Source organism: Streptomyces sp. NPDC056347, assembly GCF_042262625.1.
GTDB lineage: Bacteria > Actinomycetota > Actinomycetes > Streptomycetales > Streptomycetaceae > Streptomyces.
The window spans coordinates 1-23,974 of record NZ_JBHJQP010000127.1; the positions used below are offsets into that span (position 1 = coordinate 1).

16 protein-coding genes and 1 pseudogene are annotated in these 23,974 nt (G+C 70.7%); 16 read left to right on the forward strand and 1 reads right to left on the reverse strand.

Annotated features, from left to right (window positions below; all coding sequences use genetic code 11):
• Positions 1 to 241: 241 nt before the first annotated feature.
• The 3 genes from ACFCV8_RS25570 (at position 242) to clpX (ending at position 3,063) form a co-directional block, all read left to right on the forward strand.
• Positions 242 to 847 carry an ATP-dependent Clp protease proteolytic subunit gene (locus ACFCV8_RS25570; RefSeq protein WP_376687792.1) on the forward strand — a complete coding sequence of 202 codons (606 nt, stop codon included), beginning with the start codon at positions 242 to 244 and terminating at the stop codon, positions 845 to 847.
• Positions 848 to 926: 79 nt separating this feature from the next.
• Positions 927 to 1,607 (forward strand): ATP-dependent Clp protease proteolytic subunit, encoded by a 681-nt coding sequence (locus tag ACFCV8_RS25575; RefSeq protein WP_376687779.1) that lies wholly within the window; start codon positions 927 to 929, stop codon positions 1,605 to 1,607.
• A gap of 157 nt (positions 1,608 to 1,764) precedes the next feature.
• Positions 1,765 to 3,063 carry an ATP-dependent Clp protease ATP-binding subunit ClpX gene (gene clpX, locus ACFCV8_RS25580; protein ID WP_376687780.1) on the forward strand — a complete coding sequence of 433 codons (1,299 nt, stop codon included), beginning with the start codon at positions 1,765 to 1,767 and terminating at the stop codon, positions 3,061 to 3,063.
• Positions 3,064 to 3,138: 75 nt separating this feature from the next.
• Here clpX and ACFCV8_RS25585 read toward each other — a convergent pair whose 3' ends face one another.
• The gene (locus ACFCV8_RS25585) at positions 3,139 to 4,137 is read right to left on the reverse strand and encodes a hypothetical protein (RefSeq protein WP_376687793.1); all 999 of its coding nucleotides are present in this window, start codon (positions 4,135 to 4,137) and stop codon (positions 3,139 to 3,141) included.
• Positions 4,138 to 4,290: 153 nt separating this feature from the next.
• Here ACFCV8_RS25585 and ACFCV8_RS25590 point away from each other — a divergent pair, with 153 nt between their 5' ends.
• The 13 genes and pseudogenes from ACFCV8_RS25590 to ACFCV8_RS25650 all read left to right on the forward strand — a co-directional run bounded on the left by ACFCV8_RS25590 (position 4,291) and on the right by ACFCV8_RS25650 (position 23,953).
• Complete coding sequence (locus ACFCV8_RS25590; protein WP_376687781.1) at positions 4,291 to 6,912, forward strand: valine--tRNA ligase; 2,622 nt, start codon at positions 4,291 to 4,293, stop codon at positions 6,910 to 6,912.
• Positions 6,913 to 7,026: 114 nt separating this feature from the next.
• Positions 7,027 to 8,559 (forward strand): bifunctional folylpolyglutamate synthase/dihydrofolate synthase, encoded by a 1,533-nt coding sequence (locus tag ACFCV8_RS25595; protein ID WP_376687782.1) that lies wholly within the window; start codon positions 7,027 to 7,029, stop codon positions 8,557 to 8,559.
• 3 nt (positions 8,560 to 8,562) lie between these two features.
• Complete coding sequence (locus ACFCV8_RS25600) at positions 8,563 to 8,916, forward strand: DUF4233 domain-containing protein (protein WP_376687783.1); 354 nt, start codon at positions 8,563 to 8,565, stop codon at positions 8,914 to 8,916.
• Positions 8,917 to 9,018: 102 nt separating this feature from the next.
• Complete coding sequence (gene ndk / locus ACFCV8_RS25605; protein WP_376687784.1) at positions 9,019 to 9,432, forward strand: nucleoside-diphosphate kinase; 414 nt, start codon at positions 9,019 to 9,021, stop codon at positions 9,430 to 9,432.
• A 289-nt stretch (positions 9,433 to 9,721) separates the two neighbouring features.
• Positions 9,722 to 10,741 (forward strand): rod shape-determining protein, encoded by a 1,020-nt coding sequence (locus tag ACFCV8_RS25610; protein WP_352275303.1) that lies wholly within the window; start codon positions 9,722 to 9,724, stop codon positions 10,739 to 10,741.
• Between the two features lie 98 nt (positions 10,742 to 10,839).
• Positions 10,840 to 11,892, forward strand: coding sequence for a rod shape-determining protein MreC (gene mreC / locus ACFCV8_RS25615; protein ID WP_376687785.1), 1,053 nt, complete (start codon positions 10,840 to 10,842; stop codon positions 11,890 to 11,892).
• Positions 11,893 to 11,903: 11 nt separating this feature from the next.
• A complete protein-coding gene (gene mreD, locus ACFCV8_RS25620; RefSeq protein ID WP_376687786.1) occupies positions 11,904 to 12,566 on the forward strand; it encodes a rod shape-determining protein MreD in 663 nt (220 codons plus the stop codon).
• A complete protein-coding gene (gene mrdA, locus ACFCV8_RS25625) occupies positions 12,563 to 14,728 on the forward strand; it encodes a penicillin-binding protein 2 (protein ID WP_376687787.1) in 2,166 nt (721 codons plus the stop codon). The genes mreD and mrdA overlap by 4 nt, the downstream gene beginning before the upstream one ends.
• Entirely contained in the window at positions 14,728 to 15,918 is a 1,191-nt protein-coding gene (gene rodA, locus ACFCV8_RS25630) for a rod shape-determining protein RodA (protein WP_376687788.1), read from the forward strand. The genes mrdA and rodA overlap by 1 nt, the downstream gene beginning before the upstream one ends.
• A gap of 77 nt (positions 15,919 to 15,995) precedes the next feature.
• Positions 15,996 to 16,889: pseudogene (locus ACFCV8_RS25635) on the forward strand (CHAD domain-containing protein); the annotation flags it as partial.
• Between the two features lie 51 nt (positions 16,890 to 16,940).
• Positions 16,941 to 18,866 carry a TIGR03960 family B12-binding radical SAM protein gene (locus ACFCV8_RS25640; RefSeq protein ID WP_376687789.1) on the forward strand — a complete coding sequence of 642 codons (1,926 nt, stop codon included), beginning with the start codon at positions 16,941 to 16,943 and terminating at the stop codon, positions 18,864 to 18,866.
• Positions 18,867 to 19,246: 380 nt separating this feature from the next.
• On the forward strand, positions 19,247 to 20,029 hold the full coding sequence (locus ACFCV8_RS25645; RefSeq protein WP_376687790.1) for a TIGR03936 family radical SAM-associated protein: 783 nt from the start codon (positions 19,247 to 19,249) through the stop codon (positions 20,027 to 20,029).
• 231 nt (positions 20,030 to 20,260) lie between these two features.
• Complete coding sequence (locus ACFCV8_RS25650) at positions 20,261 to 23,953, forward strand: ribonuclease E/G (RefSeq protein WP_376687791.1); 3,693 nt, start codon at positions 20,261 to 20,263, stop codon at positions 23,951 to 23,953.
• Positions 23,954 to 23,974: the final 21 nt, after the last annotated feature.

A 23,974-nucleotide genomic window follows, 5' to 3' on the forward strand; every position in this document is an offset into this window, starting at 1 on the left:
GCTCCGGACGCACCCGCGTCCGGAGCCCGTCGCCGTAGGGCGTACGGTGCCCCACAACCCTTGTGCGGACTGCGGAGCTTGCGCTCCCAGCGAACAGTTGCGGAAGCGGGATGGCGTTGTCCCACCTGCGCGTTAGGGTCCATGAAGAGGAAGGGTGGGGAAGCTCCCCGCCCACCCGGTACGAAGACGCTGAGACGGCCGGAGCCGTCAGAGACGAGCAGGTGGATACGTGACGAATCTGATGCCCTACGCCGCCGGAGAGCCGTCCCTCGGTGGAGGCCTCGGTGACCAGGTCTACAGCCGGCTGCTCGGCGAGCGCATCATCTTCCTCGGCCAGCAGGTCGACGACGAGATCGCCAACAAGATCACCGCGCAGCTGCTTCTTCTCGCCGCGGAGCCCGAGAAGGACATCTACCTCTACATCAACAGCCCCGGCGGTTCGGTGACGGCCGGCATGGCGGTCTACGACACCATGCAGTACATCCCCAACGACGTGGTGACGATCGGGATGGGCATGGCGGCCTCCATGGGCCAGTTCCTGCTCACCGGCGGCACCGCGGGCAAGCGCTTCGCGCTCCCGAACACCGACATCCTCATGCACCAGGGTTCGGCCGGCATCGGCGGCACGGCCTCGGACATCAAGATCCAGGCCCAGTACCTGCTGCGTACCAAGCAGCGGATGGCGGAGATCACCGCCCTCCACTCCGGCCAGACCGTCGAGACGATCATCCGCGACGGCGACCGCGACCGCTGGTACACCGCGGAGGAGGCCAAGGAGTACGGCCTCATCGACGAGATCATCACGGCCGCATCGGGCGTTCCGGGCGGCGGCGGCACCGGCGCCTGATCCGGCACCCACCGGATCGGCTCCACCGCCCCGCGCACCTCTCGTACGCCGAGACATCCAGCCACAGAACGCCACCAGGATGGTGAACACCCACATGAACAACTTCCCCGGCGCCTCCGCGAGCGGCCTCTACACGGGCCCGCAGGTGGACAACCGCTACATCGTGCCGCGCTTCGTGGAGCGCACCTCGCAGGGCGTGCGCGAGTACGACCCGTACGCGAAGCTCTTCGAGGAGCGCGTGATCTTCCTCGGCGTGCAGATCGACGACGCCTCCGCCAACGACGTCATGGCGCAGCTGCTGTGCCTGGAGTCGATGGACCCGGACCGGGACATCTCGATCTACATCAACAGCCCCGGCGGCTCGTTCACCGCGCTCACCGCGATCTACGACACGATGCAGTTCGTGAAGCCGGACATCCAGACGGTCTGCATGGGCCAGGCGGCCTCCGCCGCGGCCGTGCTGCTCGCCGCGGGCACCCCCGGCAAGCGCATGGCACTGCCCAACGCCCGGGTGCTGATCCACCAGCCGTCCTCGCAGACCGGCCGCGAGCAGCTCTCCGACCTGGAGATCGCGGCCAAGGAGATCCTGCGGATGCGCACCCAGCTGGAGGAGCTGCTGGCCAAGCACTCCACCACCCCGCTGGAGAAGGTCCGCGACGACATCGAGCGCGACAAGATCCTGACGGCCGAGGAAGCCCTCGCCTACGGTCTCGTCGACCAGATCGTGTCGACCCGCAAGCAGGCGGCCTCGGCCGTCTGACGTCGGCCTCAGCCCCTTGGCACGTCACGTTCGCCCGGCTCTGACCGTGTGAACCGTGCCAAGGGGGGCCCGAACGGGGGCCAAGGCAAGGTACCGTCGATTAGAGGCACCAGGAGCCGCTGAACCAAGCTGCTCCCAGGCGAAGGGGAAGCACCTCGTGGCACGCATCGGTGATGGCGGCGACCTGCTCAAGTGCTCGTTCTGCGGAAAGAGCCAGAAGCAGGTGAAGAAGCTCATCGCGGGACCCGGTGTGTACATCTGCGACGAGTGCATCGATCTCTGCAACGAGATCATCGAGGAGGAGCTCGCCGAGACCTCCGAGGTGCGCTGGGAGGAACTCCCCAAGCCGCGCGAGATCTACGAGTTCCTCGAGGGCTACGTCGTCGGGCAGGAGCCCGCGAAGAAGGCCCTCTCGGTCGCGGTGTACAACCACTACAAGCGGGTCCAGGCGGGTGAGAACGGCGGCGCCCAGGGCCGGGACGACGCCATCGAGCTGGCCAAGTCCAACATCCTGCTGCTGGGCCCCACGGGCTCCGGCAAGACGCTGCTCGCGCAGACCCTGGCCCGCATGCTCAACGTCCCGTTCGCCATCGCCGACGCGACGGCGCTGACGGAGGCCGGCTACGTCGGCGAGGACGTCGAGAACATCCTGCTGAAGCTGATCCAGGCCGCGGACTACGACGTCAAGAAGGCCGAGACCGGGATCATCTACATCGACGAGATCGACAAGGTCGCCCGCAAGAGCGAGAACCCCTCGATCACCCGTGACGTCTCCGGCGAGGGCGTCCAGCAGGCCCTGCTGAAGATCCTGGAGGGCACCACCGCCTCCGTCCCGCCGCAGGGCGGCCGGAAGCACCCGCACCAGGAGTTCATCCAGATCGACACGACGAACGTGCTGTTCATCGTCGGCGGCGCCTTCTCCGGCCTGGAGCGGATCATCGAGTCCCGGGCGGGTGCCAAGGGCATCGGCTTCGGCGCGACGATCCGTTCCAAGCGGGAGATCGAGGAGAGCGACCAGTTCCAGGAGGTCATGCCGGAGGACCTGGTGAAGTTCGGGATGATCCCGGAGTTCATCGGCCGCCTCCCCGTCCTCACCTCGGTCCACAACCTCGACCGCGAGGCGCTGCTCCAGATCCTCGTCGAGCCGCGCAACGCGCTGGTGAAGCAGTACCAGCGCCTCTTCGAACTCGACGGCGTGGAGCTGGACTTCGAGCGCGAGGCGCTCGAGGCCATCGCCGACCAGGCGATCCTGCGCCAGACCGGCGCGCGCGGCCTGCGCGCCATCATGGAGGAAGTCCTCCAGTCCGTGATGTACGAGGTCCCGTCCCGCAAGGACGTCGCCCGCGTCGTCATCACGGCCGACGTCGTCCGCAACAACGTCAACCCGACCTTGGTCCCGCGCGAGCCGCGCACGATCGGCAAGGGCGACGGCGGCCGGCACGAGAAGTCCGCGTAACGGCGGCCGCACACGACAGACGGAAGGGGCGCCCGGCCAGACGAACCGGCGGGCGCCCCTTCCGCGTTGTCAGGGTTACTTCTTGACGCGGATCTCCTTGCGGAGGTCCGTCGTGATCTTGGCCGCGGTGTCCTTGTCCACGCTCTCCCCGACCTTGCCGGGGGAGACCATCGTCAGGGTGCTGTAGTCCGCCCAGGCGCAGAACCAGTCGGTCTTCGGCTTCTGGGTCGTTGCGTCCGTGCCGCTGGCGGCCTGGCACTTCATGATGCCGTTCTCGAACCCGGAGGGGGACACCTCCTCCGGGCTGCCGAGGAGCTCGGTCTTCTTGTCCTTGTTCTCGGACGCGCTCTTCTGCAGAGAGGCGAAGAACGCGTCCAGCGTCTTGGCCGGGTCGCTGATCTTGCCGTACGCGCCGATGAAGGTGATGCCCTTCGCGCTCAGCACGGCCGGGTCTTTGGGGTTACTGGGATCGATCTTGGTGGGGTCGGCCGTCGTGTAGATGCCGCTGACGGTCTTGCCGTTCTCGACGCCGCTCTGCGTCAGTTCCTTGGTGGCGCCGTCGTCCTGCTTCTGGCTCGCGCCGTCCGCGCTCATGCGCTTGTACTCGCCCAGCACCTGGGTCGGAGTCGCCAGCGTGTGCGGACCGTCGTCGCTGAGCCCGCCGCCCCCGCCACCGGTCAGGAAGTAGATGCCGCCGCCGATGACCGCCAGGGCCACGATCACGCCGCCGACGATCAGGCCGGTCTTCTTCTTCGGCTCGGCCGGGGGCATCGGCATGGTGCCGTAGGCCGGCTGGCCGCCGTACGGGGGAGTGGGGGGCTGCTGGCCGTAGGGGCCGGGCTGCTGGGGCTGCTGCTGCGGGTAGCCGTAGCCCGGCTGGCCCTGCGGCGGTACGCCCTGGGGGGCCTGCTGGGGGTAGCCGTAGCCGGGCTGGCCCTGCGGGGGCTGCTGGCCGTACGGACCCGGCTGCTGGCCGTAGGGGCCGGGCTGGCCCTGGGGCGGCTGCTGGCCGTACGGTCCGGGCTGGCCCTGCGGCGGCTGGCCGCCGTACGGGCCCGGCTGGTTGTAGCTCATCTGCGGTGTCCCCTGTTCGGAAGTGCTCATCGGAATGCTTATGCGTTTTGAACATCCTGGCGGAAGGTTCGCCCGTACGGAGCACCGGGAGTCGCACCGTTACTGAACAAACCGGTTTCAGCGCACGACTGTGACGGCCCTAAACTGTCCCCCGTGACCGAGAAGACTCAGCAGACGCCAGCCAGCAACCCCGAACTGCCGACCCAGTACGCGCCGGCCGAGGTAGAGGGGAAGCTGTACGAGCGCTGGGTGGAGCGCGGTTACTTCGAGGCCGACGCGCACAGCGAGAAGCCCCCGTTCACCGTCGTCATCCCGCCGCCGAACGTCACGGGCAGCCTCCATCTGGGGCACGCCTTCGAGCACACGCTGATCGACGCGCTGACCCGCCGCGCCCGGATGCAGGGGCACGAGACGCTCTGGCAGCCGGGCATGGACCACGCGGGCATCGCCACGCAGAACGTCGTCGAGCGCGAGCTGGCCAAGGAGGGCAAGTCCCGCCACGACCTGGGCCGTGAGGCGTTCGTCGAGCGCGTCTGGAAGTGGAAGAACGAGTCCGGCGGCCAGATCTCCGGCCAGATGCGCCGCCTCGGCGACGGCGTCGCCTGGTCCCGCGAGCGCTTCACCATGGACGAGGGCCTCTCCCAGGCCGTCCAGACCATCTTCAAGAAGCTCTACGACGACGAGCTGATCTACCGCGCCGAGCGCATCATCAACTGGTGCCCGCGCTGTCTGACGGCCATCTCGGACATCGAGGTGGAGTACCAGGACGACGACGGCGAGCTCGTCTCCATGACGTACGGCGAGGGCGAGGACACCATCGTCGTCGCCACCACCCGCGCCGAGACGATGCTCGGTGACACCGCCGTCGCCGTCCACCCCGACGACGAGCGCTACCGCCACCTGGTCGGCAAGCAGATCAGGCTGCCGCTCACCGACCGCACGATCCCGGTCGTCGCGGACACCCACGTCGATCCCGAGTTCGGCACCGGCGCCGTCAAGGTGACGCCCGCCCACGATCCGAACGACTTCGAGATCGGCCAGCGCCACGGCCTGCCCTCGCTCACCGTCATGAACGAGCGCGCGGTCATCACCGTCCCCGGCCCCTTCGAGGGACTGGACCGGCTGGAGGCCCGCTCCGCCATCGTCGGCGCCCTGCGGGCCGAGGGCCGGATCGTCGCCGAGAAGCGCCCGTACGTCCACTCCGTCGGCCACTGCTCGCGCTGCAAGACGACCGTTGAGCCGCGCCTGTCGATGCAGTGGTGGGTCAAGGTCGGCCCGCTCGCGCAGGCCGCCGGTGACGCGGTCCGCGACGGCAAGGTCAAGATCCACCCGCAGGAGATGGAGAAGCGGTACTTCGACTGGGTCGACAACCTCCACGACTGGTGCATCTCGCGCCAGCTCTGGTGGGGCCACCGCATCCCCGTCTGGTACGGCCCGAACGGCGAGATCGTCTGCGTCGGCCCCGGCGAGGAGCCGCCGGCCGGCGAGGGCTGGCACCAGGAGACCGACGTCCTGGACACCTGGTTCTCCTCCGGCCTGTGGCCGTTCTCCACCCTCGGCTGGCCCGAGCAGACCGACAGCCTCGCGAAGTTCTACCCGAACTCCGTCCTGGTCACCGGCTACGACATCCTCTTCTTCTGGGTCGCCAGGATGATGATGTTCGGCCTGTACGCGATGGACGGCACCCCGCCGTTCCACACCATCGCCCTGCACGGCATGGTCCGCGACCAGTTCGGCAAGAAGATGTCGAAGTCCTTCGGCAACGCGGTCAACCCGCTCGACTGGATGGACAAGTACGGCTCCGACGCACTCCGCTTCACGCTGGCCCGCGGCGCCAACCCCGGCGTCGACGTCCCGATCGGCGAGGACTGGGTCCAGGGCTCGCGCAACTTCGCCAACAAGATCTGGAACGCCACGCGCTTCGCGCTGATGAACGGCGCCACGGTCGAGGGCGAGCTGCCCCCGGCCGAGTCGATGTCCTCGGTCGACCGCTGGATCCTGTCGCGGCTGAACAAGACCGTCGCCGAGGTGGACGCCCTCTACGACGACTTCCAGTTCGCCAAGCTCAGCGACGCCCTGTTCCACTTCGCCTGGGACGAGGTCTTCGACTGGTACGTCGAGCTGTCCAAGACCACGTTCTTCGCGGGCGGCGAGCAGGCCAGGGTCTCCGGCCGGGTCCTGGGCGAGGTCCTCGACGTGATGCTGCGGCTGCTGCACCCGGTCGTCCCGTTCGTCACGGAGACGCTGTGGACGGCGCTCACCGGCGGCGAGTCCGTCGTCATCGCCGAGTGGCCCAAGGACTCCGGCTTCCGCGACGAGGCCGCCGAGCAGGAGATCGGGCTCGTCCAGCAGCTCGTCACCGAGGTCCGCCGGTTCCGCTCCGACCAGGGCCTCCAGCCCGGCCAGAAGGTCCCGGCCGAGCTCACCCTGGCCGGTACGGCGCTCGCGCCGCACGAGGCGGCCGTCCGCCAGCTGCTGCGGCTCCAGCCCGCCGAGGAGGGCTTCCAGGCCACTGCCTCGCTGCCCGTCGCGGGGGTCACCGTCGCCCTCGACCTCTCCGGCACCATCGACGTCGAGGCGGAGCGCAAGCGCCTGACGAAGGACCTGGGCGCCGCCGAGAAGGAGAAGGCGCAGGCGACCGGGAAGCTCGGCAACGAGGCCTTCCTCGCCAAGGCCCCGGACCAGGTCGTCGACAAGATCCGCGGCCGGCTCGCCAAGGCCGAGGCCGACATCGAGCGGATCACCGGTCAGCTGGCGAAACTGCCGCAGAGCTGATCACCTGAACACGGAGCCCCCGTACCCCTGACCGACCAGGGGTGCGGGGGCTTCGTCCCGTTCGGGCACCATGCGCCGCGCGCGATGTCGGTGGCCGTCCGTAGACTGACCCCCGTGAGTAAGCCCCGCCCTTCCGACCGGCCCGACAACTCCGATTCCGACGACACCTTCACGGAGATCGTCGACGAAGAGACCCAGCGTGACCCCGACCTGGCGGTGATCGAGGCCGGGAGCCGTACGCTGCGCACGCGCTCCGGCCCGCCGCAGGGTGCGGAGCTTCCGGCCCGCCCCGCCGACCCCGAGGTGGACAAGGCACTGCGCGAGGTGGAGCAGGAGCTCGCCGGACGCTGGGGCGAGACCAAGCTGGAGCCGTCCGTCACCCGTATCGCCGCGCTGATGGACGTGCTCGGCGAGCCGCAGCGCGCCTACCCCTCCATCCACATCACCGGGACCAACGGCAAGACGAGCACGGCCCGCATGATCGAGGCGCTGTTCGGCGCCTTCGACCTGCGTACCGGCCGCTACACCTCGCCGCACGTCCAGTCGATCACCGAGCGGATCAGCCTGGACGGCGCCCCGATCGCCCCCGAGCGGTTCGTCGAGACGTACCAGGACATCAAGCCGTACGTGGAGATGGTGGACTCCCAGCAGCCCTACCGCCTCTCCTTCTTCGAGGTGCTGACGGGGATGGCCTACGCGGCCTTCGCCGACGCCCCGGTCGACGTCGCCGTCGTCGAGGTCGGCATGGGCGGCAGCTGGGACGCGACGAACGTGATCGACGGCTCGGTGGCCGTCGTCACCCCCATCTCGCTGGACCACACCGACCGGCTGGGCTCCACGCCCGCCGAGATCGCTGCCGAGAAGGCCGGGATCATCAAGCAGGGCGCCACGGTCATCCTGGCGCAGCAGCCGGTGGACGCCGCGCAGGTGATGCTGAAGAAGGCCGTGGAGGTCGATGCCACGGTCGCCCGCGAGGGCATGGAGTTCGGGGTCGTCTCCCGGGAGATCGCGGTCGGCGGGCAGCTGCTGACGCTGCGCGGCCTGGGCGGCGAGGGCAACGAGTACACCGAGATCTTCCTCCCGCTCTACGGGGCCCACCAGGCGCACAACGCCGCGGTGGCGCTCGCGGCGGTGGAGGCGTTCTTCGGGGTCGGTGCCGAGCGGCCCGGCTCGCTGGACGCCGACACGGTCCGCCGGGCGTTCGCCTCGGTGGTCTCCCCGGGCCGCCTCGAGGTCGTCCGTTCCAGCCCCACCGTCGTCCTGGACGCCGCGCACAACCCGGGGGGTGCCCGCGCCAGCGCCGAGGGACTCTCCGAGGCGTTCGGCTTCTCCCGGCTGATCGGCGTCGTCGGCACCAGCGCCGACAAGGACGTCAAGGGGCTCCTGGAGGCCTTCGAACCGATCTTCGCCGAGGTCGTGATCACGCAGAACTCCACGGCCCGCGCGATGGACGCCGACGCCCTGGCCGCCGTCGCGGTCGAGGTCTTCGGCGAGGACCGGGTCCAGGTGGAGCCGCGTCTGGACGACGCGCTGGAAGCGGCGATCACCCTCGCCGAGGAGGAGGACGAATACGCGGGAGCCGGTGTGCTGGTGACCGGTTCCGTGATCACGGTCGGCGAGGCCCGGCTGCTTCTGGGAAGGCGCTGACCCATGCGTACGCTCTGTGCATCCACGCTCATCGGTGAATTCTTCGTGATCGGCTTCGCCGGTCTCGTCGCGATGAAGTCCGACGATCTGAGCAACGGCACGGTCTGGACGGTCTGCGGAATCGGCATGGTCCTCTCCGTGCTGCTCTGCGGGACGATCACTCGTCCTGGTGGTGTCCAGCTCGGCTGGGTGCTCCAGGCCGCGCTGGTGCTGAGCGGTTTCTTCGTTCCGACGATGTTCATCCTCGGGGTGGTTTTCGCGGGTCTGTGGTGGGCCTCGGTCCACTACGGTCGCAAGATCGACGAGGCGAAGGCCCGCTGGGCGGCGGCGCAGGACGCGGCCGAGGGGGTGGCCTGACCGGCAGGCCGCCCCCTGCGGCCAAACCCGGCCGCGGGCCCGGCTCCGCGCCCCTGTAGCCTCGATCCACCGCACCCGCATGCCTGCAAGGAGCCGCACACCATGACCCAGCGCACCCTCGTTCTCCTCAAGCCCGACGCTGTCCGGCGCGGACTGGTCGGCGAGATCGTCGGGCGGATCGAGCGCAAGGCCGGCTGGCGGATCACCGCACTGGAGCTGCGCACGCTGGACCGCGCCACGCTGGAGCAGCACTACGCCGAGCACGTCGGCCGCCCGTTCTACGAGCCGCTGGTGGAGTTCATGCAGTCCGGCCCGATCGTGGCCCTGGTCGCCGAGGGCGAGCGGGTCATCGAGGGCGTCCGTATGCTGGCCGGTCCCACCGACCCGATCGCCGCCGCGCCCGGCTCCATCCGCGGCGACTTCGGCACGATCACCCGGGAGAACCTGATCCACGCCTCGGACTCGGAGGAGTCCGCGGAGCGCGAGCTGAAGCTGTTCTTCCCCGGAATCGCCTGATCGCCGATCAGCCGAACAGCGCTCAACCCTGGGGCGACCGAATTAATTCGGTCGCCCTTCGGTATAGGGTCCGGGATCGCGGGAACGCATCCCTCCGACGTAACGTCACCATGAGAGGAACGGTCATCCGTTCCGCTCGCAAAGGCGAAGCACCCTCGCGCGGTGTCCGTCGGTACGCCACTACGATGGAATCTTCCACGCCCGCCGCGCTCAGCCCGCCATGCAGAACAAGCCATCATGCTTTCTCTGAAGGCCCGACGCATCCTCAATGGGGAACAAGGGGAACTCAATGTCGTTCATCGGCCGTGACATGGCTATCGACCTCGGGACTGCCAACACGCTGGTGTACGTCAGGGGGCGCGGCATCGTCCTGAACGAGCCGTCCGTCGTGGCCATCAACACCAACACCGGCGGCATCCTGGCGGTCGGCTCCGAGGCCAAGAAGATGATCGGCCGTACGCCGGGCAACATCGTTGCCGTACGGCCGCTGAAGGACGGCGTGATCGCCGACTTCGAGATCACCGAGCGGATGCTCCGCTACTTCATCCTGAAGATCCACAAGCGCCGCTACCTGGCCCGCCCGCGGGTCGTCGTCTGCGTGCCCTCCGGCATCACCGGAGTCGAGCGACGCGCCGTCATCGAGGCCTCCACGCAGGCCGGTGCGCGGCAGGTGCACATCATCGAGGAGCCCATGGCGGCGGCCATCGGCTCCGGTCTGCCCGTCCACGAGGCCACCGGCAACATGGTCGTCGACATCGGCGGCGGCACCACCGAGGTGGCGGTCATCTCGCTGGGCGGAATCGTCACTGCCCAGTCCATCCGGGTCGCCGGTGACGAGCTGGACAACGCGATCATCCAGCACGTCAAGAAGGAGTACTCGCTCCTCCTCGGCGAGCGCACCTCCGAACAGATCAAGATCACCATCGGTTCGGCGTACGACATGGACAAGGACGAGCACACCGAGATCCGCGGCCGCGACCTGGTCTCCGGGCTGCCCAAGACCGTCGTCATCTCCGCCGCCGAGGTCCGCAAGGCCATCGAGGAGCCGGTCAACGCGATCGTCGACGCGGTGAAGACCACGCTCGACAAGTGCCCTCCGGAGCTCTCCGGCGACATCATGGACCGCGGCATCGTCCTCACCGGCGGCGGCGCGCTGCTGCGCGGACTGGACGAGCGGCTGCGCCGCGAGACGGGCATGCCGATCCACATCGCGGAGGACCCGCTGGACTCGGTGGCGCTCGGCTCCGGCAAGTGTGTCGAGGAGTTCGAGGCGCTCCAGCAGGTGCTGGACGCCCAGCCCCGCAGGTGAACAACCCCGGCCCGCCGTACGGAACGCCACCGTTCCGTACGGCCGGTCATTGATATACAGGCACGAACATTCCGACGAGGAAGGCACGGCCGCCGCACGTGAGGGACACACGAGAGAGCCGGCTGCTCCTGGTGCTGCTGATCGCCATCGCGTTCGCATTGATCACGGTGGATATCCGCGGAGGCGAGGAGTCGCCGGTGGACGGCGCCCGGAAGGCCGCCGCGGCGGCCTTCGGGCCGGTGGAGAACGGTGTCGCGGCAGCGGTCGACCCGGTGGGCAACGCCATAGGGGCGGTACGCGAATCGGGGGCACGGCACACCCGGATCGCCCAGCTGGAGCAGGAGAACGCCAAGCTCCGCACGGAGCTGGGCAGTGACGACCGCAACCGCAGCCGGGTCCGCGAGCTGGACCGGATGCTGAAGAAGTCGGCCACCGGGCAGTACGGCATCAAGGGCGCCGAGGTCATCGCCATAGGAGCGGCCCAGGGCTTCTCCTGGACGATCACCATCGACGCGGGCTCCAAGGACGGGATCAAGCGCGACATGACCGTCATCAACGGTGACGGTCTGGTGGGCCGGGTCACGACCGTCGGCCCGGACACCGCCACGGTGCTCCTCGCCAACGACCCCGACTTCACCGTCGGCACCCGGATGGAGAAGACCGACGAGCTGGGCTTCGCCACCGGGCAGGGCTCCCAGCCGCTGTCGGTCCAGTTCCTCAACGGCAGGGCGAAGGTGAAGAAGGGCGACCGGCTGGTCACCTTCGGCTCCAGCAAGGACAAGCCGTTCGTGCCCGGGGTCCCGGTCGGCGAGGTCGTCCGCGTCGACCCGTCCGGCGGCGGCCTGACCCGTACGGTCTACGTCCGCCCGTACGTCGGCTTCACCAAGCTCGACATCGTCGGCGTCGTGGTCCAGGCGCCGCGCGAGGACCCCCGGGACATGGTCCTGCCCAAGCAGCCGGCCAAGCCCGCCAAGCCGAAGCCCACCCCGACCGTCACGGTCACGATCTCGCCCAACGGCGACATCGTCGACACCGGGGGGAACGTCGTCGGGAACATCCACGAGAGCCCCGATTCCAGTAACAGCCCGGACCCGAACGGCTCGGCGGACGCCACCCCGAACGCCGACGCCGCGGTCGACGAGCAGAGGTAGAGCTGATTCCCATGCGTCTGAACCGGATTCTGCTCTCCACCGTCCTGGTCGTCGTCGCCCTGGTCGTCCAGGTCTCCGTGCTCGCCCGCCTCCAGCTCCCCGGCGCCGTCCCGGACCTGCTGCTGCTCGTCGTGCTCGGCCTCGCCTTCGTGTACGGGCATGTCAGCGGTGCCCTGGTCGGCTTCGGCGCGGGGCTCCTCGCGGACCTGGCGCCGCCCGCGGACCACGCCGCGGGACGATACGCGCTGGTCCTCTGCGTCATCGGCTACCTCGCCGGGCTGGTCAAGCCGGAGACCGGGCAGCTGAAGTCGGCGATGGTCCCGATGATCGGCGTGGTGTCCGCGGCGATCGGCTCGACGCTGCTGTACGCGCTGGTCGGCGCGCTCGTCGGGGACACCGCGGCCCGCCACGTGGGCCTGGGCAGCCTGCTGTTCACCGCCGCCCTGTACGACCTGCTGCTCGCGCCCTTCGTCGTCCCGCTCGTCATGGCCGCCGCCAGACGCACGGCGGGTGATCCGCTCGCCGACACCAGCGGCGGCGGGGACGTGGCCGCGGGCTGGCTCGCCTCCGGCACCGGTCTCAGGATCGGCAGCCAGCGCGGCGGACTGCGCGTCAAGGCGGCCCGCAACCGAGCGGCCCGCGCCGGACGCATCAAGGGGGTCAAGCGCCTGTGACCAACATCCCGGAGACCGGCCGGACCCCGAGGGTCCAGATCCGCCTGGTCGTCATCCAGGTCCTGGTCTTCTCGCTGCTGCTCACCCTCGGCGGGCGGCTCTGGTACCTCCAGATCCGCAACGGCCAGGAGTACAGCGACGAGGCGAAGAACAACCACGTGCAGCAGGTCGTCCAGCCCGCCGTCCGCGGCTCCATCCTCGACGCGCGCGGGGTCCCCCTCGCCGACAACGAGACCCGGCTGGTGGTCTCCGCCAGCCGCACCGAGCTGCTGAAGATGAAGGACGACGGCAAGAGCGTCCTGACCCGGCTCGCCGGGGTCCTCGACATGAAGCCCAAGGAGGTCCTCGACAAGGTCCGGCTCTGCGACGCGAAGACGCCGCAGCCCTGCTGGAACGGCTCGCCGTACCAGCCGATCCCGGTCACCGACGAGGCCACCACCCAGCAGGCCCTGACGATCCGCGAGCGCGCCGAGGACTTCCCCGGGATCACCGCCGAACCCACCGCCGTGCGCCGCTACCCCGCCCCCGGCAAGGCCAACACCGCGCAGGTCCTCGGCTATCTCTCGCCGGTCACCGACGACGAGATCACCAAGGCCCAGCACACCGAATCGCCGTACCTCCGCTCCGACCAGGTCGGCCGCTCCGGCCTGGAGCGCACGTACGACAAGGAGCTGCGCGGCAAGGCCGGGGTCACCCGCTACGAGGTCGACAACCTCGGCCGGGTCATCGGCCAGGCGAAGGACGACGCGGCGGAGCCCGGCTCCAGTGTCGTCACCTCCATCGACGCCCGGGTCCAGGCCGTCGCCGAGTACGAGCTGAACGGGGCGATGAAGGAGGCCCGCAAGGCCTTCGACAAGAACACCGGGGAGAACTACAAGGCCGACTCCGGAGCCGTCGTCGTCATGGAGGCGAAGACCGGCCGGATCGTCGCGATGGCCTCGCTGCCCAACTACGACCCCAACTCCTGGGTCGGCGGCATCTCCGCCAAGGACTACGCCAAGCTCACCGGCAAGAACTCCAACTTCCCGCTGCTGAACCGGGCCATCCAGGGCCAGGCCGCCCCCGGCTCGATCTTCAAGGTCATCTCCTCGACCGCCGCGGTCAACGCCGGTTACGCCTTCGACGGCCACTACCCGTGCCCCAGCTCGTACAACATCGGCGGCCAGACCTTCACCAACTACGAGTCCCAGGGCTACGGCGACATCACCATCGGCCGCGCCCTGGAGGTCTCCTGCGACACCGTCTACTACGGCCTCGCCCACCAGGAGTGGCTGAAGGACGGCGGCATGAACCCGAAGAAGCACCCCAAGGACTGGTTCTACAAGACCGCCCACCAGTTCGGCCTCGGCAAGGAGACCGGCATCGACCTCCCCAACGAGGTCAGCGGCCGCGTCCCCGACCGCGAGTGGAAGCAGAAGTTCTTCGACGCCAACAAGGACGCCTGGTGCAAGCAGGGCAAGAAGGACGGCACGTACGTCGAGCGGATCGCCTACGAGAACTGCCGCGAGGGCGACAAGATGCGCGCCGGTGACTCCGTCAACTACTCGATCGGCCAGGGCGACACACTCGTGACGCCGATACAGATGGCGAGCATCTACGCGGCCATCTCCAACGGCGGCACGCTCCACGACCCGACCGTCGGCAAGGCGATCGTCAGCGGCGACGGCAAGCAGGTCCAGGAGATCAGGCCGAAGTCGCACGGCAAGCTGCCCTTCACCCGCAAGACCCGCAACGACATCGACCAGGCCCTCGCGGGCGTCGCGACCGTCGGTTCGGCCGCGTGGCGGTTCGGCGGCTGGCCGCAGGACAAGATCCCGATGCACGCCAAGACGGGTACGGCCGAGGTCTACGGCAAGCAGACGACCTCCTGGTTCGCCACGTACACCAAGGACTACTCGATCGTCATGACGATCTCCCAGGGCGGTACGGGCTCCGGCGCCTCCGGGCCCGCCGTGCGCAACATCTACGACGCGATCTACGGGCTCGACGACTCCGGCAAGCAGGACCTGAAGAAGGCGCTGCTGCCGACCCCGCAGAAGGCCCTGCCGAAGATCCAGGCGGACGGTTCGATCGACTCCCCGACGATCAAGCCGTACAACCCGGACTCGCAGAAGACCCCGGAGAGCCAGACCCTCGCCGCGGTCGTGGGGAGGCGCGACTGATGGCCGGCTTCTCCGTCCAGCGGTACACCCCCGAGCGCACGGCGTGGGCCAGACTCGTCGCCCGCGACTCGGTGGTCCGCAAGCTGGACTGGCCGCTGCTCGGGTCCGCCCTCGCGCTCTCCTTCATCGGCTCGCTGCTGGTCTACTCGGCGACCCGGGGACGCGACTCGCTCACCCACGGCGACCCGTACTACTTCCTCTTCCGGCACGCCCTCAACACCGGCATCGGCTTCGCCCTGATGGTCGGCACGATCTGGCTCGGCCACCGCACCCTGCGCGGTGCCGTCCCGATCCTGTACGGCCTCTCGGTGATCCTGGTGCTGGCGGTGCTCACCCCGCTCGGCGCCACGGTCAACGGCGCCCACGCGTGGATCATCATCGGCGGCGGCTTCTCGCTCCAGCCCTCCGAGTTCACCAAGATCACCATCATCCTGGTCATGGCGATGCTGCTCGCCGAGCGCGTCGACGCGGGCGACCAGCTCCACCCCGACCACCGGACCGTCGCCAAGGCCCTCGGCCTGGCCGCCGTCCCGATGGCCATCGTCATGGGCATGCCGGACCTCGGCTCGGTGATGGTCATGGCCGTCATCGTGCTCGGCGTCCTGCTCGCCTCCGGAGCCTCGCACCGCTGGATCGGCGGGCTGCTCGGCGCGGGCGTGGCCGGTGCCGTCGCGGTCTGGCAGCTCGGCCTGCTCGACGAGTACCAGATCGCCCGCTTCGCCGCCTTCGCCAACCCCGCGCTCGACCCGGCGGGCGTCGGCTACAACACCAACCAGGCCCGTATCGCGATCGGCTCCGGCGGCCTCACCGGGACCGGCCTCTTCCAGGGCACCCAGACCACCGGCCAGTTCGTCCCCGAACAGCAGACCGACTTCGTCTTCACCGTCGCGGGCGAGGAACTCGGCTTCGTCGGCGCCGGACTGATCCTCGTCCTGCTCGGCGTGGTGCTCTGGCGGGCCTGCCGGATCGCCCGCGAGACGACCGAGCTGTACGGCACGATCGTCGCCGCCGGGATCATCGCCTGGTTCGCCTTCCAGGCCTTCGAGAACATCGGGATGACGCTCGGCATCATGCCGGTGGCCGGTCTCCCGCTGCCCTTCGTCTCGTACGGAGGCTCCTCGATGTTCGCCGTCTGGGTGGCGGTCGGGCTCCTCCAGTCGATCAGGGTGCAGCGGCCGATAAGCGCCTGAACCGGCACGGACCGGGCGGATCGCCGTAGATTCGGGGTATGGCGTACGCGCAGCGGCGGGAGCGGTACGGCGGCGGCGAGGGACCGGCCACCGCGGGCGATCACGTCCTCGCGTACGTGCGCGAGCAGACCGAGGAGATCGCCGCCCTCGCACCCGCCGTCCGCGACGACCTGCCCGACGCAGTGCACCGGATGCGGGTCGCCGCCCGCAGGCTGCGCAGCACCCTGCGGACCCACCACGGACTCCTCGACCGGTCCGTCACCGGCCCGCTCGGCGACGAGCTGAAGTGGCTGGCCGCCGAGCTGGGCGCCGACCGCGACCAGGAGGTGCTCGACGCCCGGCTGCGCGCCCGCCTCGACGAGCTGCCCGGCACCCTGGTCCTCGGCCCGGCCCGGGCCCGGCTGCGGATCCGGTCGGCGGCCCGGCGGGGCGACTCCCGCCGCCGGGTCGTCGCCGTGCTCGACGGGCGCCGCTACCGGGCCCTCCTCGACGGCCTCGCCGCCCTCCTCGCCGACCCGCCGCTGCTCCCCGCCGCCTCCCGCGACCCGGCCCGGGTGCTGTCCCGTTCGGTGCTCCGGGAGTACCGCCGCCTCGCCGCCCGGGTCGCCCGCGCCCTGGAACTCCCGCCGGGACCCGACCGGGACCTCGCCCTGCACGAGGCCCGCAAGGCCGCCAAACGCGCCCGGTACGCGGCGGAGGCCGCCCGCCCCGCACTCGGCCGCCCCGCGAAGCGGTTCGCCGCCCGGACGAAAGCCGTGCAGAGCCTCCTCGGCGACCACCACGACGGTGTGGTGGCCCGCGAGGAGCTGCTCCTCCTGGCCGCCCGGGCCCACGCCGCGGGCGAGTCCGCCTTCACCTGGGGACTCCTGTACGGGCGGGAGGAAGCCGCCGCCGCGGCCCGGGAACGCGAGCTCGTCCACGTCTGGGAGCGGGCCTCCCGGCCCCGGTTGCGGGCGGCACTGGAAGGCTGAGCCTCGGGGTACGCTTGATGGTCACCCCTTGCCCGCTCTCGAAAGTGCGCGATGTCTGTCGACTCGGTCTTCCCACAGCTCGAAGCTCTGCTCCCGCATGTGCAGAAGCCCATCCAGTACGTCGGCGGTGAGCTGAACTCCACCGTCAAGCCGTGGGACGAATGCGACGTCCGCTGGGCGCTGATGTACCCGGACGCGTACGAGGTCGGGCTGCCCAACCAGGGCGTCATGATCCTGTACGAGGTACTCAACGAGCGCCAGGGTGTCCTCGCCGAGCGCACCTACAGCGTGTGGCCGGACCTCGAGGAGCTGATGCGCGAGCACAAGGTCCCGCAGTTCACCGTGGACAGCCACCGCCCGGTCAAGGCCTTCGACGTCTTCGGGCTGAGCTTCTCCACCGAGCTCGGCTACACCAACATGCTCGCCGCCCTCGACCTCGCGGGCATCCCGCTGAACGCCGCGGACCGCACCCTCGACGACCCGATCGTGCTGGCCGGCGGCCACGCCGCGTTCAACCCCGAGCCGATCGCCGGGTTCATCGACTGCGCGGTCATCGGCGACGGCGAGCAGGCCGTCCTGGAGATCACCGAGATCGTCCGGGCCTGGAAGGCCGAGGGCCGCCCCGGCGGCCGCGAGGAGGTGCTCTTCCGCCTCGCGAGGACCGGCGGCGTCTACGTACCGGGCTTCTACGACGTCGAGTACCTCCCCGACGGGCGGATCGGCCGGGTCGTGCCCAACAGGTCGGGCGTGCCGTGGCGGGTGTCCAAGCACACCGTGATGGACCTCGACGAGTGGCCGTACCCGAAGCAGCCGCTCGTCCCGCTCGCCGAGACCGTCCACGAGCGGATGTCCGTCGAGATCTTCCGCGGTTGCACCCGCGGCTGCCGTTTCTGCCAGGCCGGCATGATCACGCGCCCCGTGCGGGAGCGAAGCATCACCGGCATCGGCGAGATGGTCGACAAGGGCCTCAAGGCGACCGGCTTCGAGGAGGTCGGCCTGCTCTCGCTCTCCTCCGCGGACCACACCGAGATCGGCGAGATCGCCAAGGGCCTCGCCGACCGGTACACCGAGGACAAGATCGGTCTCTCGCTGCCCTCCACCCGCGTCGACGCGTTCAACGTGGACCTGGCCAACGAGCTGACCCGCAACGGCCGCCGCTCCGGTCTCACCTTCGCCCCCGAGGGCGGCTCCGAGCGGATGCGCAAGGTCATCAACAAGATGGTCTCCGAGGAAGACCTCATCCGTACGGTGGCCACCGCGTACGGCAACGGCTGGCGCCAGGTGAAGCTGTACTTCATGTGCGGGCTGCCCACCGAGACCGACGAGGACGTCCTCCAGATCGGCGACATGGCGGTCAACGTGATCGCCAAGGGCCGCGAGGTCTCCGGCCAGAACGACATCCGCTGCACCGTCTCCATCGGCGGCTTCGTGCCCAAGCCGCACACCCCCTTCCAGTGGGCGCCGCAGCTCAGTGCCGAGGAGACCGACGAGCGCCTGGCCAAGCTCCGCGACAAGATCCGCGGTGACAAGAAGTACGGCCGCTCCATCGGCTTCCGCTACCACGACGGCAAGCCCGGCATCGTCGAGGGCCTGCTCTCCCGCGGTGACCGCCGCGTCGGCTCCGTCATCCGCGCGGTCTACGAGTCCGGCGGCCGCTTCGACGGCTGGCGCGAGCACTTCAGCTACGACCGCTGGATGACCGCCGCGGAGAAGACGCTGCCCGGCTACGGCGTGGACGTCGACTGGTACACCACCCGCGAGCGGAGCTACGAGGAGGTCCTGCCCTGGGACCACCTGGACTCCGGCCTGGACAAGGACTGGCTCTGGGAGGACTGGCAGGACGCGCTCGACGAGACCGAGGTCGAGGACTGCCGCTGGACCCCTTGCTTCGACTGCGGCGTCTGCCCGCAGATGGACACGAGCATCCAGATCGGCCCGACCGGCAAGAAGCTGCTGCCGCTGTCGGTCGTGAAGTAACCGGCGCGAGAACCGCCACGCCCGGACCGCCACCGGGTACCGAAGGCCCGGCCGGGCAGCCCCCCGGACCGGGCCTTCCGCATGCCCGGCGACGCCCGGCCGGCCGGGGCGCACGGGCCCGGCGGACCGGGGGCGCACGAGCCCGGGGAACCGGGGAGGTCCCTTGCGCGTACTCTGGGTAGTACAACGACTGTGCCCAGCGCGGCGCCCGAACCAGAGATCTCCTCGCCCGGACGTATGAGACCGGGCGGGGGTGAGCCGGACCGGACACCCCGGGCCACCCCAAATTTCGAGGGCGGCGTGCCACCGCGTCCGCCCCGCACCGAGGAGAAGAACCACTGGGCAAGCGACAGCCCGAAGGCCCGCCGCCCGCACCGGCGGTGCAGCGCATCCGACTGCGCTACACCAAGCGCGGCCGCCTCCGGTTCACCAGTCACCGTGACTTCCAGCGTGCTTTCGAGCGGGCCCTGCGCCGCTCCGAGGTGCCCATGGCCTACTCGGCGGGCTTCACCCCGCACCCGAAGGTCTCGTACGCCAACGCGGCCCCGACCGGTACGGGCAGCGAGGCCGAGTTCCTGGAGATCGCCCTCACCGAGGCCCGCGATCCGGCGGTCCTGCGCGAGCTGCTCAACGACTCGCTGCCGGACGGCCTCGACATCACCGATGCCGTGGAGGCCCGCACCTCCGGCCTCGCCGACCGGCTGACCGCCTCCGTGTGGGAGCTGCGGCTGGACGGCGTGGAGAGCGCGGCGGCCGCCGAAGCGGTGGACGCCTTCAACCGGGCGGAGACCGTGGAGGTCCAGCGCCGCGCGAAGAACGGCATGCGCACCTTCGACGCCCGTGCCGCCGTCGTCGACCTGCGGGTCCTTGATCCACAGGCTGATAGGCCCGGGGACGGGCCCTGTGCGATACTGCGGCTGGTTGTTCGGCACGTGACACCTGCCGTGCGACCTGACGACGTCCTGTCCGGTCTTCACGTTGTGGCCGACCTGGCGCCGCCGGTCCCCGCAGCGGTGACCAGGCTGGCGCAGGGGCTCTTCGACGAGGAGTCCGGCACGGTGACCGACCCGCTCGCGCCCGACCGCGAGGCAGACCCGGCCGCTCCACCCACGGCCACCGGGACCGCCGTCGCGACGGCGCCGGAAGGTGCAGGTTCCGCGTAAGGCGGTCGTTGCGGCGCGGCCTTCGACCCGGACCCATCCGGATCGGGCCGCGCGATGACCCAATAAGACTTTCGCCAGGCCGTCCGCCCCGCGCGTACGGAACCGGCGAGCCAGACATTGAGCTCCCGTGCGGCGCCCGCGCCCCGGACGGCCAAGCCGCGTACCACACGCGGACCGCGCCGGACCGGAACCAGGCGCGGCGCCCGGGAGCCTGACGGGAGAACCGCCCGCATGCCCCAGTCCAATGAACCCGGCACGACCGGGAACGCCGAAGAGAACAACGCACCCGGCGACAAGCTGCCGCCGCGCCGCAGGCGCCGCGCCGCGTCCCGCCCGGCCGGTCCGCCGGTGACGGAGGAGCGGGCCGCGCAGGAGGCGACGCCGGCCATACCGGCCGCTGACGCCGCGGTGTCCGACAGCGGGTCCGCCGACGCCGCCGCGTCGGAGGAGGCCGCGCCCGCCGCCCGGCCGCGCCGCCGTGCCGTGCGCAAGGCGACGTCTGCGTCCGGTGCGCCGAAGGCCGCCGAGGTGGTGGAGATCGTGGCGGAGACCCCGGTCGTCGAGGCCGAGGTCGAGCCGGAGCCCGAGGTTGTGGAGGCGGCTCCGGCGCGTGGGCGTCGTCGTGCCGTGCGTAAGGCGACGTCTCCGGCGGGTGCGCCGAAGGCCGCCGAGGCGGTGGAGATCGTGGCGGAGACCCCGGCCGTGGCCGAGCCCGAGCCGGTGGACGAAGCAGCCGAGGCCGTCGAGCCGGAGACCGAGGACGCCGCGCCGCGCGGCCGCCAGCGCCGCCGGGCCACCGCCGCCGCCGGCCGTCCGGAGTTCACGGCCACGGCCGAGGAGCCCGCACGCAAGAGCCGTCGCGCCACGCGCCCCGCCGTGGCCGTGTTCCAGGCGCCGGTCTTCGCCGAGCCGATGTTCCAGACCCCCGAGACCGCCGCTGCCGCGGCCGCCGCCTCGCGTCACGAGGAGAGCGTCGTCGAGGAGGAGACCGAGGCCGTCGAGGAGCCGGTGGCCGCCGTCGAGGCCGCGCCGCAGTCCGGGTCCCGTCGCCGTCGCCGCCGTCGCGGTGAGGCCGCCGAGCCCGAGCAGGCCGCCGCGCCCGTGGCGGAGGAGCCGGCTGAGGAGGAGCCCGCCGCGGAGCTGGAGCCCGACGCCGAGCCGGAGTCCGAGGGCGACGAGACGGACGAGTACGGGGACCGGCCCTCGCGCCGCCGCCGTCGCGGAGGCCGCCGCCGTCGCCGCGGCGAGGCCAACGAGGGCGAGGAGATCTCGGAGCAGCACGCCGAGGAGACCGCCGCCTACCAGGCCGAGGACGAGCCGGAGCACGCCGAGGAGTCCGAGGACGAGGACGAGGACGAGGCAGCCGCCTCGGGTTCGAGCAGCAGCCGTCGCCGCCGTCGCCGCCGTCGTCGCAGCGGCGATGCCGCGGCCGACGCCGAGGGCGGCGCGGACGACCCGGAGCGTACGGTCGTCAAGGTCCGCGAACCCCGCCGCAAGGAGGAGCGCGAGCCCGGCACCGGCTTCGACGAGGTCCAGTCCATCAAGGGCTCGACGCGTATGGAGGCCAAGAAGCAGCGCCGCCGCGAGGGCCGTGAGCAGGGCCGCCGCCGCGTCCCGATCATCACCGAGGCCGAGTTCCTGGCCCGCCGCGAGGCGGTGGAGCGGGTCATGGTCGTCCGCCAGAACGGCGACCGCACCCAGATCGGCGTCCTCGAGGACAACGTGCTCGTCGAGCACTACGTCAACAAGGAGCAGGCGACCAGCTACGTCGGCAACGTCTACCTGGGCAAGGTGCAGAACGTCCTGCCGTCCATGGAGGCCGCCTTCGTCGACATCGGCAAGGGCCGCAACGCCGTGCTCTACGCCGGTGAGGTGAACTTCGAGGCGCTCGGCATGGCCCACGGCCCGCGCCGCATCGAGACCGCGCTCAAGTCCGGCCAGTCCGTCCTCGTGCAGGTCACCAAGGACCCGATCGGCCACAAGGGCGCCCGCCTGACCAGCCAGGTCTCGCTGCCCGGCCGCTACCTGGTCTACGTGCCCGAGGGTTCGATGACCGGCATCAGCCGCAAGCTGCCCGACACCGAGCGGGCCCGGCTGAAGACCATCCTCAAGAAGATCGTCCCCGAGGACGCGGGCGTCATCGTCCGTACCGCCGCGGAGGGCGCGAGCGAGGACGAGCTGCGCCGTGACGTCGAGCGGCTCCAGCAGCAGTGGGAGGACATCCAGAAGAAGTCGAAGAGCACCGGCAGCTCCAACGCGCCGACCCTGCTCTACGGCGAGCCGGACATGACCGTCCGGGTCGTCCGCGACATCTTCAACGAGGACTTCTCCAAGGTCATCGTCAGCGGTGACGAGGCGTGGGAGACCATCCACGGATACGTCTCCCAGGTGGCGCCCGACCTGTCGGACCGCCTGTCGCGCTGGACCTCCGAGGTCGACATCTTCGCGACGTACCGGATCGACGAGCAGCTGATGAAGGCGCTGGACCGGAAGGTCTATCTGCCGAGCGGCGGCTCGCTGGTGATCGACAAGACCGAGGCGATGGTCGTCGTCGACGTCAACACCGGCAAGTTCACCGGTCAGGGCGGCAACCTCGAGGAGACCGTCACCAAGAACAACCTGGAGGCGGCCGAGGAGATCGTGCGCCAGCTGCGGCTGCGCGACCTCGGCGGCATCGTCGTCGTCGACTTCATCGACATGGTGCTGGAGTCCAACCGGGACCTGGTGCTGCGGCGCCTGCTGGAGTGCCTGGGCCGTGACCGTACGAAGCACCAGGTCGCCGAGGTCACGTCGCTGGGCCTGGTCCAGATGACCCGCAAGCGGGTGGGCCAGGGTCTGCTGGAGTCCTTCTCCGAGACCTGTGTCCACTGCAACGGGCGCGGTGTGATCGTCCACATGGAGCAGCCGACCTCGGTCGGTGGCGGCGGCAAGCGTTCCAAGAAGCGCGGCCGGGGCGGTGCGGACCACGAGCACGTGACCGAGGCCGCGGCCGAGGTGGAGACCGAGGCCGAGGTCGCCGCCGAGGCGGCCGCCCCGGTGGCGCTGCCCGAGCCGGAGTTCGCCCCGGACGAGGAGCTGTACAGCAGCCCGGCCGAGGCCGAGGCGGCCGCGACCCGTGGCCGTGGCCGCCGCCGGGCGACCCGTAAGGCGACCGCCCCGGCGGGTGCGCCGAAGGCCGTCGGGCCGGAGCCCGTGGTGGCTGCCGGGCCCGCCGCGCCCGAGGCCGAGCCGGCCGTGGCGCCGGAGCCGGTCGTCGAGGCCCCCGCCCCGGTCGCCGAGGCCCCCGCCCCGGTGGCCGAGGAGGAGACCCCGGCCCCCGCGGCCGAGGCCGCCCCGCCGCGTGCGCGCCGTCGGGCGACCCGCAAGGCGACCGCCCCGGCGGGTGCTCCGGCCCCGTCCGCGCAGGCCCCGTCCGAGGCGGACGCCCCGGTCCGGGCCGTGCAGGAGGCCGCCCCGGCCGCCGAGCCCGAGGCCGCACCCGAGGAGGCGCCCGTCGAGGCCGCCCCGCCGCGTGCCCGCCGCCGGGTGACGCGTAAGGTCACCGCCCCCGCGGGCTCGCCCGCCGGTGCGGACGGCGCCGAGGTCGTCGTGGTGACCGGTTCGCCCGAGGCCGGGACGAAGCCGGCCGCCGAGCCGACGCCGGCCGCCGAGCCGACGCCGGCCGCCGAGCCGACGCCGGCCGCCGAGCCGGTGTCGGAGACCGAGCCGACGCCGGAGGCCGAAGCGGCGGCCCCCGCCAAGAAGGCGGCCCGCAAGACCGCCAAGAAGGCCACGGCCAAGAAGGCGGCCACGAAGAAGACGGCCGCCAAGAAGACCGTCGCGAAGAAGACGACGGCCAAGAAGGCGGCCACGAAGAAGACCGCCACCGCGGAGAAGGCGGTGAAGGCGGCCAAGGCCGCCGTCCCCGCCGACGCCGAGAGCTGATCAGCGGCCGGAATGCGACGG